This window comes from Buchnera aphidicola (Aphis nasturtii), from assembly GCF_005083345.1.
GTDB lineage: Bacteria > Pseudomonadota > Gammaproteobacteria > Enterobacterales > Enterobacteriaceae > Buchnera > Buchnera aphidicola_R.
Genome location: NZ_CP034888.1, coordinates 391,881 through 406,442 on the forward strand (window position 1 = coordinate 391,881; position 14,562 = coordinate 406,442).

Genomic DNA, 14,562 nt, shown 5'->3' on the forward strand with positions numbered 1-14,562 from the left:
ATTATATTTTTTAAAAATAATTTATACTATAAAGAAACAAAAAAGATAATGAACTATTTATATGCTAGTACAAATTTAGGATGTGAAAAATTATTAGAAAATGAACTTATTTTTTTAGGAGCAAAAAACTTACATATTATTAAAGGAGGTATTTATTATGAGGGTGAAGATTTATTATTATATCGAAGTTTAATATGGAGTCGAATTGCTTCTAGAATTTATCTATGTATTAAAAATTTTATTATTAATAGCAAAAGCGATTTATATAGTAATATTGCTCAAATTAATTGGGATAAAATTTTATATTTGCATAATACATTTTTGGTAAAATTTAAAGGACAAAATAATATTATTAAAAATAGTTTATTTGGATCATTAACTATAAAAGATGCAATTGTGGATCAATTTTACAAAAAATATTCCATGCGCCCTAATATTGACCTTATTAATCCTAATATTCGCATTAAAGCGTTATTAATTAAAAATAAAATAAATATTATGTTAGATTTATGTGGTAATTCTTTACATCAAAGATGTTATCGAAAATTTTCTCATATAACACCGATAAAAGAAAACTTAGGTGCAGCAATTGTATTAAGTTCGACGTGGACAAAAAATATTCCTTTAATAGATCCCATGTGCGGTTCTGGAACGTTGTTAATTGAAGCAGCAATGATTTACTCTGATAGAGCGCCAGGACTCAAAAGAGATAAATGGAGCTTTAAATTTTGGAAAGGATACAATAGTTTTTTATGGAATAAGATTCTTAACGAAGCAAATACAAAATTTAAAATAAGAATAAAAAAATGTAATAAAAATTTGTTTATAGGATACGATTATAACAATACAATTATAAAACAAGCAAAAGAAAATGCATTTAATGCCAATGTACTAGAAATTATTCAATTTTCAACATCTAATTTAAATAACCTTACTAATCCATATAAAAATAAGGAAATAGGAACATTATTAAGCAATCCACCATATGGAGAAAGAGAGCACACTGAAAACTCACTAGTAGCATTATATGTTCAAATGGGATTTATATTTAAAAAACATTTTAAAAATTGGAAACTATCAATATTTACTGCATCAAAATTTTTATCAAATTTTTTACAAATGCAAGCTTATGAAGAATTATTTTTTAAGAATGGTCCATTAAATTGCTTTTTAAAAAATTATAAAATATTTTCAGAGATACTAAATCAAGAAAATAAAGAATATGAAAATAGATTAAAAAAAAATATTCAAAAATTAAAAAAATGGAATGACTTAAAGCAAATAGAATGTTTCCGTATATATGATAGAGATATACCTAATTATAATATTATTGTAGATATTTATAAAAATTGGTTAGTAATTCAAGAGTATCAAGCGCCGAAAAAAATAAATATACATTATTCTTACAAAAGACTATGTTATGCTATTTATTGCACTAAAGAAATACTATCTATTCCAATTAATAATATAGTATTTAAGACAAGAAAAAAACAAAAATATAAATTACAATATCAAAAGCTTTTTAATAGTAAAAAATTTTTTATAATTCAAGAATATCATGTCAAATTATTAATAAATTTATTTGATTATTTAGATACTGGGATATTTTTAGAACATCGATGCACAAGAAAACTAATAAGTACAATGTCTCATAATAAAGATTTTTTAAATTTATTTGCATATACTGGTAGCGCAAGTGTTTATGCAGGACTAGGAGGTGCTAAAAGTACAACTACTGTAGATATATCTAATACATACATAAAATGGTCTATAAAAAATATGTCAATTAATAATTTAATTGGTAAGCAACATTCTTTTATTCAATCAAATTGTTTAGAGTGGATTGAGTCAAATTATCAAAAATTTGATTTAATATTTATTAATCCACCAACTTTTTCAAATTCAAAAAAAATGAAAAAATTTTTTGAATTAAAAAAAGATTATCTTAATTTACTAAATAGTTTAAAAAAAAATCTACGAAAAAATGGTTACATTATTTTTTCAAGTTCTACAAATAATTTTAAACTAAATTTTAATGAAATTAATAAAATAAAACTGCATGTTAAAAACATCACTAATTCAGTTCAATCAAAAGATTGTTTTAACAAAAAGTATTACTCCTGGTTAATAAAACATATATAAAAAATTTTAAATGAGAAAACTATGAATTTAATTAGCATGCAAGATGCTTCTTTATCATTTAGTAATTTAGAAATACTGAAAAACGCTTCTTTTTATTTAAACAAAAACGAACGCGTTTGTTTGACTGGTAAAAACGGCGCTGGAAAATCAACTTTGTTGAAAGTAATTAATAAAAAACAAGACTTAGATAAAGGTTTTGTTGTATATAGAAAAAATATTAATATATCATATTTATCACAAAATAATTTAAATGATTTAAATATTTCTATTTTTGAATTTATTAAAAAAAAATTTAAAAAAATTTACACCAATGAAACAATAAAAATAGAAAAAATAATTGATGCATTAGAATGTAAAAAAGATACTTTACTTTCAGAATTATCTGGTGGATTTTTAAGAAAAGTTGCGTTAGGCGCTGCCTTAGTAAATCAACCTGATATATTGTTACTTGATGAACCTACTAATCATTTAGATATGAATACAATTCAATGGCTAGAAAATTTTTTAAAAAAATTTTCTGGAAGTATTATATTCATATCACATGATAGATGTTTTATTCATAATATATGCACAAGAATTGTTGATCTTGATCGAGGAAAGTTAATGTCTTTCCCAGGAGATTATAAAAATTTTATTACATTAAAACAAAAAAATTATCATATTGAAAAAATTCAAAAAAAATTATTTGATCAAAAATTAGAAAAAGAAGAAATTTGGATTAAAAAAGGAATTAAAGCACGTAGCACAAGAAATGAAGGTAGAGTGAAAAATTTAGAAAAATTAAGAAAAGAAAATGAAAATTATAAAAAAATAGAAAAATTTCAAAATATTCAAGTTAACGAAACCCAAGATTATGCTGGAAAAATTATGTTTAATTTAAAAAACATAAATTTTTGTATAGCAAATAAAACTATTATTAAAAATTTTTCTTCAGTAATACAGTATGGTGATAAAATAGGATTAATTGGTAAAAATGGTTCTGGCAAAAGCACTATGATAAAAATACTTACAGGAGAAAATAAAATTCAAACAGGATATTTTTATTCAGGTCAGAAACTAAAAATAGCATATTTTGATCAAAATCGATCAATATTAAACTCTCAAAAATCTATTTTAGATAATGTAAATGAAGGACAAAATAAAATTTTAATTCATGGAAAAGAACAATATTTAATAGGCTATTTAAAAAAATTTTTATTTCAACCAAATGAGTTAAAACGATTAGTAAAAACTTTATCTGGAGGAGAATGCAACAGGCTGCTTTTAGCCAAATTATTTTTAAAGGAAAATAATATATTAATTTTCGATGAACCTACAAATGATTTAGATTTAGATACATTAAAATTATTAGAAAAAATTATTATTCAATATTCTGGAACTGTTTTAATAGTAAGCCATGATAGAAATTTTATTCAAAATACGGTAAACAAATATTGGTTATTTAAAGGAAATGGATTAATTACTACACATTTAGGTATCTATAATGAATTAACAGAACAAGCAATTAATAAAAATAAAACCAAAAAAAATATATATAATTTAAATAAAAAATTAAAATTACCAAATAAAAGTACACTAAAGAAAGCAATAGAAAAAATATTATATCAAATTGAAAACATAGAAAAAAACATTAAAATTTTGCAAGATGAAATAAACGAACCTAAATTTTTTAAAAAAAATATTGTTAATAAATTGCCTCTATTAAAAGAACTAAATTCCGAAGAAAAGAAACTAAAACAAAAAATAATATGCTGGGAAAATTTAGAAAAAAATATCAGAAACTTAGATAGATAATATATAATTAAATATATTATTTATCTTCATAAAATATTATATATGTTGCATACAATTAAAAGAACAACAATTCTTAAAATTAATTGCGCAATTATGACATTGAATAAACAATGAATGACATAAATCAAAAGTACAATTGACATAATTATCTGAAGGTTTATTACATTGCTTACAAAAAGATAAAACATCTTCTGATATTTTTTCACGCATACGATTATCAAATACAAAATTACTACCTTTAAATAAAATAGGTAATCCAATTTTTTTTGCTTGATTTACATATCCAATAATTCCGCCTTCTATATGATAAACATTCTTAAAACCATTGAAGATCATCCAAGATGTTGCTTTTTCACAACGAATTCCACCTGTACAATACATTACTATACTTTTGTTTTTAGCATAACTCATAATTTTGATTACATTTGTTAACTGTTCTCGAAAAGTATTACTTTTAATTTCTAAAGCATTAGGAAATCGACCTATTTTATATTCATAGGAATTTCTCATATCAACAAATATTGTTTCTTTATCGTGCAACATTAAATTAACTTTTTTTGCATTAATATATACTCCAACATTTTGAAATTTAAATAAAGGATTTTTAATGCCATCGTTTACAATATTCTTTTTAACTTTTACAGAAAGAAGCCAAAATGCATGTATATTATTAAAATTAAATGTTTTATTAATACGTAAATTATTTAATTGTAGGTCAAACTGATATAAAAATCTTTTAAAACTCGAATACATGTAAATAGGAATACTAATTTGAGCATTTATACCTTCATGAGCGATGTAAACTCTACCTAATATATTATATTGTACAAAATTTTTATATATTTTATCCCTAAAATCTTTCGGTGTTTTAATATGAAAATACTTATAAAATGAAAGAATTAAACGAGGTTCATTTTTTAAAAACATATCATTTTTTAATTTTTTTTTATTGTTATTATTATGCAAAGTTAGCATGATCAACCTACAATTTTTTTCAAAATAAATATCGTATTTAATTAAAAGAGTAATTATTTTTCACTTTTATAAAATAAATTGTTAAAAATTTTTATTTTATGAGATAATTTTGAATATATTTGATGTAAATTTTTTAATTTTTCTTGTTCTTTTTTTATAATATGTTGAGGAGCGCAACGTAAAAAATTTTTATTTAAAGTTCTTTCTTCTGTAGCTATAATTTTTAATTTTATCTTATTTATTTCTTTACTCAATCTTTTTAATTCTATTTTTTTATCTATTATTTCAAGCATAGGAATAAAAATTTCTACTTTATCAATTATTTTTTTTATAGATAATAAAGGTTCTTTATATTTTATAGAAACAATTTCAATTTTTTCTAAATAAGCTATGTTTTTTAATAATAAAAAATTTTCTTGAATAATTTTTTCTCGATCAAAAGAAACATTTTTTAAAAATAAAGATAACAATTTTTTGGAACCAATATTCATTTCAGACCTAATATTTCTTAAAAAAATTATTACTTTTTTTATCCAATCCATATGTAATAAAATTGTTTTATTAAAAAACAAATTATTATATTTTGGAAAAGGCTGAAGCATAATTGTTTTTTCTTTAATATTTTTAATTATTTTGATACGTTGCCAAATAGTTTCAGTAATAAAAGGAATAATTGGATGTAACAATTTCAAAAGTCGCTCTAAAATATCAACTAAAACATTTTTAGTGGAATACACATCTTTAGACGGATTAAATTTTATAATTAATTTTACAAATTCTAAATACCAATCACAAAAAGTATTCCAAGTAAAATCATATAAAATATTTGCTGAAATATCAAATCGATAGCTATCTAATGAATTTCTATATAATTTTATTACATTATTAAACTCTATTAAAATCCATTTATTTATAAAAAGCATATTATTATTTATTTTCAACTCGGAAAAATGATGATTTTTTGTATTGATTAAAACAAATCGACTAGCATTCCAAAGTTTATTACAAAAGTTTCGATATCCTTTCAATCGACTCATATCCCATTTAATATCACGTGTATTAGAAGCCAGAGCACAAAACGTAAAACGTAATGCATCTGTACCTGTTGGGCTAATTCCATTAGGAAATTGATTTATAGTACGTGCTTTAATTTTCTCGGATAATTGTGGTTGTAATAAATTATTTGTTCTTTTTTTAATTAAATTATCTAATGAAATACCATCTATCATATCTAAAGGATCAATAACATTTCCTTTCGACTTTGACATTTTTTGACCTTCTTCATCACGTATTAAACCGGTAATGTAAACATTTTTAAAAGGTACCTGAGATATACCAAAATTATCTTTAACAAGATACATAGTTAGCATAATCATTCTAGCAATCCAGAAAAAAATAATATCAAAACCACTAATTAATACATCAGTTGAATGAAAAATATTTAAAAATTTTGTTTTTTTAGGCCAACCTAATGTAGAAAAAGTCCACAATCCAGAAGAAAACCAAGTATCTAAAACATCTTCATCTTGAGTTAATTGTATATTATGTAATATATTGTAATTTTTTCTTATTTCACTTTCATTATGTCCAACATATATATTTTTTTTACAATCATACCAAACTGGAATACGATGCCCCCACCATAATTGACGTGAAATACACCAGTCTTCAATATTATTCATCCAAGATAAATACATAGTTTCATATTGTGATGGAATAAAATTAATTTTTTTTTCTTTAACTGCAGAAATAGCTAAATTAGCTAATTTTGATGTTTTTAAATACCATTGATTAGTTAGCATAGGCTGAATAATTACACCACTTCTATCACTATGAGGTGTAAGAATCTCACATTCTTCTACTTTTTCTAAAAGTCCGATTTTTTTTATTTCCTTAATAACTTCTATTCTTGCAGCGATAATATCTAAATTTTGAAATTTAATTGGTACCAATGCACTATATGTATCAGATATCTGACCTTTATAATCATAAATATCAAAATTATTTTTAATTTTTCCATTAAATGTAAAAATATTAATCATTGGTAACTTATGGCGTAATCCAACTTTATAATCATTAAAGTCATGTGCAGGTGTAATTTTTACACAACCTGTTCCTTTTGTTATATCCGCATATTTATCTCCGATAATAGGTATAATTCTATTAACTAACGGACATACAACAAATTGACCAATGAACTGATTATAATTTTTATCTTTTGGATTCACAGCTAAAGCTGTATCACCTAGTAGTGTTTCAGGTCTAGTTGTAGAAACTGTTAAGTATTGGATCTTATTATTATTTTTTTTTGAGTTTAAAAAAATAGGATATCGAATAAACCATTTTTTACTTTTTATTAAACGATGCTCTACTTCTAAATCTGAAATAACTGTTTCTAATATCGAATCCCAATGTACTAATCTTTTTTTTTGATATATTAAATTATTTTTATAGAAAATAATAAAAGCTTCTTTAACAGAATTACAAATATCAGGATCTAAAGTAAATTTTTCACGATCCCAATCCACAGAATTACCTAAACGTCGCATTTGTTTTGTAACAATTAAATTATATTTATTTTTCCATGACCATATTTTTTGAATAAAATCATCTCTATTATAATCTTTTTTAGTTTTACGTTCTGTACGATATATTTGACGTTCAACTAAAACTTGCGTTGCTATTCCAGCATGGTCTGTCCCAACTTGCCATAATGTATTTTTTCCTTGCATTCTATTGTAACGAATTAATATATCCATAATAGTTTGTTGAAATGCATGCCCCATGTGTAAATTTCCAGTAATATTAGGAGGTGGCATCATAATACAAAACGATGATTGAGTTAAATCGTTACTAGGTTTAAAATATCCATTTTTTTCCCAAAAATTATACAAAGATTCTTCAATGTCTTTAGGGTTATAAGTTTTTTCCATTTTATTTAGTCGTTTTTCTATTAAAAAAGTAATTTTTTAATCCAGTGTAAAATATTTAAATTATTATTTAATATTTAGTTAAGTTTGATATATTTAATAAAAATTGAGATAATAACTCAACAGGACGTCCAGTTGATCCTTTATTTTTACCAGATTCCCAAGCAGTACCAGCGATGTCTAAATGTGCCCAAGAATATTTTTTTGCAAATTGAGATAAAAAAGAAGCGGCTGTGATTGCTCCAGCTCCTTGATTTCCAACATTAGAAAAATCAGCTATATTAGAATTTATATCTTTTTCATATTCTTTCAATAAAGGTAATTGCCAAACTTTATCATCTGTTTGTTGAGCAGCTTTTTTTAAATCATTCAATAAATCTTTATTATTTGAAAATAAACCAGTAGCATAATGCCCCAATGCTACAACACAAGCTCCAGTCAATGTAGCAACATCAATAACTATGTCAGGTGAAAAACGTTCTATATATTTCAAAACATCACATAAAACTAAACGTCCTTCAGCATCTGTATTTAACACTTCTACTGTTTTACCAGACATAGTAGTTAAAACATCGCCAGGTCTAAAAGAACTTCCTCCTGGCATATTTTCACATCCAGCTAAAACTCCAATAATATTTAAAGGTAGATTTAATTCTGCAGCCATAATTAACGTCCCATAAACAGCAGCTGCACCACACATATCATATTTCATTTCATGCATCTTCTGGGATGGTTTTATAGAAATACCTCCAGAATCAAATGTTAATCCTTTTCCTATTAGTACAATAATTTTTTTATTAAAAATATTTGTTTTATTATATTGAATAACTGACATATATGGTTTATTTTTTGAACCATTACCCACTGCTAAATACGCATACATACCTAAACTTTTCATTTTATTCATATCAATAGTTTTTACTTTAATATGATCTTTGTATTTTTCAGATAATTTTTCTGCTTGTAAAGATAAATATAGCGGATTACAAATATTAGGAGGTAAATTACTTAATTTCTTTGCAGCAGTTAATCCTAAATTAATAGCTATAGAATGTTTTAAAGCGATTTGAGCTGATAAAAAACAGTTGTTATTTATATTAAATGCAATGTAATTTAAGTAAATATCTTTTTTAAAAAATGTATGTATTTTAAAAACTTCTTTTTGAATATCACTAATTATTTTTCGAATAAACCAATATATTTGATCTTTATGAGAACTTAATTCAGTTAAAGCAAAAATCACATGTTGAATAGAACTTTTATTTAATATCTGAATAGTATTTTTCATAATTTTAGTTAAAAAGCACAAACTGAAATTATTTTTTTCTCCACACCCTACTAGTAATATTCTCTTAGATGTAACATTTGGAACATCATACAATAATAAATATGTTCCTATTTCACCATCGATATCTCCTTGCTGAACTAATTGAGTGATATAGCCGTTACTTTGTGCATCTAAAATACGTGCAGAACTTGTTAATTCGCAAAATTTAAAAACACCAATAATTATACAATCTGTTTTTGCTGCATTTAAATCAAAGTGTTTTAAAAAAAATTTCATAATATATCTCTATAATTTTATTTTTTAAAGTTTATAATATATAAATGATTATAAATAATTTAATTAAGCAAAAAAAACAATAAAATATTATATACTATAATAGTATTAAAAATTTAAATCGTTTAATATTTTTTATTATTTTTATTTATAATTTTAATTGTTATATATAAATTTTCATCTAATTTTAAGAGAACTTAAACTATGAATTATCTTTATCAACGTGATTTTTTAAGATTATTAGACTTTTCTGATATAGAATTAGAAAATATTATCACACTATCTGAAAAACTAAAAAAAATAAAAAAAAATAATCAAGAAATTCAGTTATTGAAAAAAAAAAATATTGCTTTAATTTTTGAAAAAGAATCAACTCGTACAAGATGTTCATTTGAAATTGCTGCATTTGATCAAGGCGCGCATGTTACTTATCTTGGACCAGGAAGTACTCATCTTGGTACAAAAGAATCAATTGAAGATACAGCAAGAGTTCTTAGCCGTTTATATGATGGAATTGAATATCGAGGTCATAATCATAAAGTAATAGAAATTTTAGCAAAATACTCTAGTGTTCCCGTATGGAATGGATTAACTGAAAAATTTCATCCTACACAAATAATAGCAGATTTATTAACAATGAAAGAAATTTTTCCAAAAAAATCATTTTTTGAAATCAAATGCGCATATGTCGGTGACTCACATAATAATATAGCAAATACCTTGTTAGAAGCTTCATCAATTTTAGGAATAGATCTCCGTTTAGTTTCTCCTAAAAAGTATTGGCCTGAAAAAAATATTTTAAATGTATGTCAAGAAAAAGCAAAAAAAAATAAAAGCAAAATAATATGTACTGAAAATATAAAAGAAGGTGTAAAAAATGTAGATTTTATTTATACAGATGTTTGGGTATCTATGGGAGAACCAGAAAAAATATGGAAAGAAAGAATAGCATTATTAAAAAATTACCAAGTCAATCAAAACATGATAGATCTAACTGATAATCCTTTTATAAAAGTATTACATTGCCTTCCTGCGCTACACGACCAAAAAAATACTATAGTTGCATCGATGTTAAAAGAATATTATTTAGAAGATGGAGTAGAAATTACAGATAGTATTTTTCAAAAAAATAAAGATATTATTTTTGAGCAAGCAGAAAATAGATTACATACTATAAAAGCTATTCTCATATCTACTCTTATTCAAGATATTGGTTTTAAAACACAAATATATGATTTATAAAAAATTATTTATTATTGTTTCTCATCTTTTTATAAAAAATAACACTAACTACTTTTTTTCTATAATCAAGGAATTTAGAAGTTGAGAAATTCTCTATATAAAAAAAACATAATCTCGATAAATGATCTTCAACGTGATGAACTAGAATTAGTTTTAAAAAAATCCGCTATTTTAAAAAAAAAACCGGAACCTAGTTTACTAAAAAATAAAATTATTGCTAGCTGCTTTTTTGAAGCATCTACTCGTACACGATTATCTTTCGAGGCAGCAATTTACCGATTAGGTGCTTCAATAATAGGTTTTTCTGATGGAAAAAATATATCTTTAGGAAAAAAAGGAGAGTCGTTAGCAGATACTATTTCAGTAATTAGTTCATATGTAGATGCTATTATTATTCGTCATCCTCAAGAAGGATCAGCTCGTTTAGCTGCAAATTTTTCTAATAATGTACCTATATTTAATGCTGGAGATGGATCAAATCAACATCCTACTCAAACACTTTTAGATTTATTTACTATTAAAGAAACTCAGTATCGACTTAATGGTTTAAATATTGCAATGGTAGGAGATTTAAAATATGGAAGAACTGTGCATTCTTTAACACAAGCATTAGCTAAATATAATAAAAATAAATTTTTTTTTATTTCCCCTGATGCATTAACAATGCCAAATTATATTAATGATATGCTTTTAGAAAAAGATATTAGTTGGACAAGATGTCAAAATATAGAAGAGATTATATCTGAAATTGATATTCTTTATATGACGCGTGTTCAAAAAGAAAGACTTGAATCCACCGAGTATGCAAATGCTAAATCAAAATTTATTTTAAATACTAAAACCTTAAAAAATGCTCGTAGTAATTTAAAAATATTGCATCCCTTACCTCGTATAGACGAAATTGATTATAATGTTGATCATACACCTTATGCTTGGTACTTTAAACAAGCAGCAAATGGAATTTATGCCCGTCAAGCAATATTATCATTAGTATTAATAAAAAATCATTTTTAATAAGACAAATATGCAAATAAATAAGCTACAAGTAGAAGCTATAAAATGTGGCAGCGTAATTGACCACATTCCATCTCAAATCGGTTTTAAACTATTATCTTTATTTAGATTTACAGAAACAGACAAACGAATAACCATTGGTTTAAATTTGCCTTCTCAAAAATTAGGTAAAAAAGATATTATCAAAATTGAAAATACTTTTTTAAGTGCAGATCAAATTAATCAATTAGCTATTTATTCACCCTGTGCTACAGTAAATTATATTGACCAATACAACTTAGTAGGAAAAATATTCCCAAAATTACCTAAAAAAATAGATCGTGTTTTAGTTTGTCCAAATAGTAATTGTATTACTCATGATAATTTTATCAATTCTAGTTTTATTTTTATAAAAAAATTAAATAACAATATGAATTTAAAATGTCAATACTGTGAAAAAGAATTTTCTAAAAACATAGTTTTATCATAGATAAATTTGATTAAAAATAATGGTGTCATATGAATATTATTAATACAAAAAAAGCTCCTCAACCAATTGGTCCATATTCACAAGCTATACAATTTGATAATTTTTTAATTACATCTGGTCAAATACCAATTGATGTAAAATCTGGCATTATACCGGACAGCATTCATGAACAAACATATATAGTGTTAAAAAATATAAAATATATTCTAAAAGAATCAAAATATCAAGTAAACGAAATTATTAAAATAACAATTTTTACTATTGATTTAAAAAAAATTCAGATAATCAATGAGGTATATAAAAACTTTTTTTTAAAAAATGAATCTTCTTTTCCTTCAAGATCTTGCGTAGAAGTACAAGCATTGCCAAAAAATGTTAAAATTGAAATGGAAGCTATTGCATATAGAAAAAAAAAGAAATAACCATTAATATTTGAAATTATTTATCATTCTTCGATATGCCGCTAAGCGGCATAAAAAATTAAATATTTTTACGACGAAAAAAAGATGATCTTATTTCATTTTTAGTAGAATGAGATTTTGCTAAACAATTTTCAGAAAAACGACGATTAGTATTAATATCTTTATTTGCGATGGATCGATTATATGATCTATTTTGATGATACCTAGAATTTCTTAATAATTTTATATTTATTGGTTTATTTAAAATTCTGGTTTTTACTAAATGCTGTAATAATTCTTTAGATAAACCTGTAGGTAATTCAATAATAGAATATGAAGAAAATAATTTTATATTACCAATATTACGACTATTTATATTCCCTTCATTAGCAATAGCACCAACTATATGACGTACTTCAACTCCATCATTACGACCAATTTCAATACGATATAAGTCTATATTTTTTATATCTTTTCGATCACGACGATATCGATTATTTCTATTTTCTTCTCGTCTACGATCATCTTTATAAAAACTTTCTTTCATAGGACGCTTTAATAAATCTTTTTTAATAATTAAAGGACGACCTCCTTGAGCCATTTTTAATAAAGCTGCTGCAAGAGTTTTTAGATCTAAATCATCAGAAAAATATAACTTATCTAATAAAGATATATATTCATTTAAATCTTTACTTTCAAGTTGTTGTTGTACTTTTTTTGAAAATTGTTGAATACGTTTTTCACATAATAACTCAATTCTTGGCAATTGCACTTCTGGAATAGATTGATTAATTGTACGCTCAATATTACGCAATAATCTACGTTCACGATTTTCAACAAATAACAATGCTCGTCCTGCTCGTCCTGCTCGTCCTGTCCGTCCAATACGATGAACATAAGATTCAGAGTCCATTGGAATATCATAATTAATTACAAAACTGATTCGATCAACATCTAAACCTCGAGCTGCAACATCTGTAGCAATTAAAATATCTAATTTACCGTTTTTTAAACGTTCCAAAGTCTGTTCGCGCAATGCTTGGTTCATATCTCCATTTAATGCTGCACTATTATATCCATGTCGTTCTAATGCCTCGGCAACTTCTAAGGTAGCATTTTTCGTTTTTACAAAAATAATTGTAGCTGAAAATTCTTCTACTTCTAAAAAACGAATTAAAGCATCTGTTTTTTTACCATATACCATCCAATAACTTTGTTTAATATCAGGACGTGTAGTTATATTAGATTTAATTTTTATTTCTTCAGGATTGTTCATAAATCTTTTAGAAATACGTCGTATTACTTCTGGCATAGTTGCTGAAAATAGAGCGGTTTGATGTTCTTTTGGTATTTTTGACATAATTGTTTCTACGTCTTCTATAAATCCCATTCTTAACATTTCATCTGCTTCATCTAAAACTAAACCATGTAAATTAGAAAGATTAAGAGTGCCTCTTTTCAAATGATCTAGTAAACGTCCTGGAGTACCTACAACAATTTGAGGGCCTTGTTTTAATGCACGTAATTGCAATTCGTATCGTTGACCTCCGTATAAAGGTAATACATTAACTCCTACTATATATTTAGAAAAAATAGAAAAAGCTTCAGCTACTTGAACAGCTAATTCTCTTGTAGGAGCTAAAACTAAAATTTGTGGTGCCTTTAAATTAATTTTTAAATTATGCAATAATGGTAATGAAAAAGCAGCTGTTTTTCCACTTCCAGTTTGTGCCATACCTAATACATCTTTTCTTTGTAAAAGTAATGGAATACAAGCAGCTTGAATAGGAGATGGTTTAACATATCCCATCTCATTTAAAGATTGAATAATAAAAGGATTTAAACCAAGAAAAGAAAATGTTTTTTCAGTATGAGTCATGCAATAGATATGCCTTTTAAGTTACATTAGCCAGTCTACATAGCTCATTATGAAAATATATATATTATTTATTCTCATTGAAAAGTGTGAACCGGCTCCAATTAAATAATCTAATAAATAAGATACAAAATAAATAAAATTTATTACTAATAATC

At 24.4% G+C, this 14,562-nt stretch carries 10 protein-coding genes; 6 read left to right on the forward strand and 4 right to left on the reverse strand.

The window, feature by feature from the left end:
- Window positions 1–48 precede the first annotated feature (48 nt).
- Both rlmKL and D9V63_RS01835 read left to right on the forward strand, forming a co-directional pair.
- Entirely contained in the window at window positions 49–2,142 is a 2,094-nt protein-coding gene (rlmKL, locus tag D9V63_RS01830) for a bifunctional 23S rRNA (guanine(2069)-N(7))-methyltransferase RlmK/23S rRNA (guanine(2445)-N(2))-methyltransferase RlmL (protein WP_158368865.1), read from the forward strand.
- A gap of 21 nt (window positions 2,143–2,163) precedes the next feature.
- Window positions 2,164–3,936, forward strand: coding sequence for an ATP-binding cassette domain-containing protein (locus D9V63_RS01835; protein ID WP_158368867.1), 1,773 nt, complete (start codon window positions 2,164–2,166; stop codon window positions 3,934–3,936).
- 36 nt (window positions 3,937–3,972) lie between these two features.
- Here the strand turns inward: D9V63_RS01835 and D9V63_RS01840 are convergent, their stop codons facing one another.
- From D9V63_RS01840 to D9V63_RS01850, 3 genes are all read right to left on the reverse strand, one after another.
- Window positions 3,973–4,911: a rhodanese-related sulfurtransferase gene (locus D9V63_RS01840; protein WP_158368869.1), complete on the reverse strand. Its 939-nt coding sequence runs from the start codon at window positions 4,909–4,911 to the stop codon at window positions 3,973–3,975.
- A 53-nt stretch (window positions 4,912–4,964) separates the two neighbouring features.
- A complete protein-coding gene (locus D9V63_RS01845) occupies window positions 4,965–7,844 on the reverse strand; it encodes a valine--tRNA ligase (RefSeq protein WP_158368871.1) in 2,880 nt (959 codons plus the stop codon).
- A gap of 67 nt (window positions 7,845–7,911) precedes the next feature.
- Complete coding sequence (locus D9V63_RS01850; protein WP_158368873.1) at window positions 7,912–9,405, reverse strand: leucyl aminopeptidase; 1,494 nt, start codon at window positions 9,403–9,405, stop codon at window positions 7,912–7,914.
- A gap of 201 nt (window positions 9,406–9,606) precedes the next feature.
- Between D9V63_RS01850 and argF the strand changes: the two genes are divergently transcribed.
- From argF to D9V63_RS01870, 4 genes are all read left to right on the forward strand, one after another.
- Window positions 9,607–10,644, forward strand: coding sequence for an ornithine carbamoyltransferase (argF, locus tag D9V63_RS01855; protein WP_158368875.1), 1,038 nt, complete (start codon window positions 9,607–9,609; stop codon window positions 10,642–10,644).
- Window positions 10,645–10,725: 81 nt separating this feature from the next.
- Window positions 10,726–11,658, forward strand: a complete 933-nt coding sequence (gene pyrB / locus D9V63_RS01860) for an aspartate carbamoyltransferase (RefSeq protein ID WP_158368877.1) — start codon at window positions 10,726–10,728, stop codon at window positions 11,656–11,658.
- 10 nt (window positions 11,659–11,668) lie between these two features.
- On the forward strand, window positions 11,669–12,127 hold the full coding sequence (pyrI, locus tag D9V63_RS01865; RefSeq protein ID WP_158368879.1) for an aspartate carbamoyltransferase regulatory subunit: 459 nt from the start codon (window positions 11,669–11,671) through the stop codon (window positions 12,125–12,127).
- Window positions 12,128–12,156: 29 nt separating this feature from the next.
- The gene (locus tag D9V63_RS01870) at window positions 12,157–12,549 is read left to right on the forward strand and encodes a Rid family detoxifying hydrolase (RefSeq protein WP_158368881.1); all 393 of its coding nucleotides are present in this window, start codon (window positions 12,157–12,159) and stop codon (window positions 12,547–12,549) included.
- A 58-nt stretch (window positions 12,550–12,607) separates the two neighbouring features.
- Here D9V63_RS01870 and D9V63_RS01875 read toward each other — a convergent pair whose 3' ends face one another.
- Window positions 12,608–14,407 (reverse strand): DEAD/DEAH family ATP-dependent RNA helicase, encoded by a 1,800-nt coding sequence (locus D9V63_RS01875; RefSeq protein ID WP_158368883.1) that lies wholly within the window; start codon window positions 14,405–14,407, stop codon window positions 12,608–12,610.
- Window positions 14,408–14,562: the final 155 nt, after the last annotated feature.

Coding starts and splice junctions, on each gene's coding strand:
- D9V63_RS01840 (WP_158368869.1), bottom strand. CDS start 4,911: ATGCTAACTTTGCATAATAATAACAATAAAAAAAAATTAAAAAATGAT.
- pyrI (WP_158368879.1), top strand. CDS start 11,669: ATGCAAATAAATAAGCTACAAGTAGAAGCTATAAAATGTGGCAGCGTA.
- D9V63_RS01835 (WP_158368867.1), top strand. CDS start 2,164: ATGAATTTAATTAGCATGCAAGATGCTTCTTTATCATTTAGTAATTTA.
- D9V63_RS01850 (WP_158368873.1), bottom strand. CDS start 9,405: ATGAAATTTTTTTTAAAACACTTTGATTTAAATGCAGCAAAAACAGAT.
- rlmKL (WP_158368865.1), top strand. CDS start 49: ATGAACTATTTATATGCTAGTACAAATTTAGGATGTGAAAAATTATTA.
- D9V63_RS01845 (WP_158368871.1), bottom strand. CDS start 7,844: ATGGAAAAAACTTATAACCCTAAAGACATTGAAGAATCTTTGTATAAT.
- D9V63_RS01875 (WP_158368883.1), bottom strand. CDS start 14,407: ATGACTCATACTGAAAAAACATTTTCTTTTCTTGGTTTAAATCCTTTT.
- D9V63_RS01870 (WP_158368881.1), top strand. CDS start 12,157: ATGAATATTATTAATACAAAAAAAGCTCCTCAACCAATTGGTCCATAT.
- argF (WP_158368875.1), top strand. CDS start 9,607: ATGAATTATCTTTATCAACGTGATTTTTTAAGATTATTAGACTTTTCT.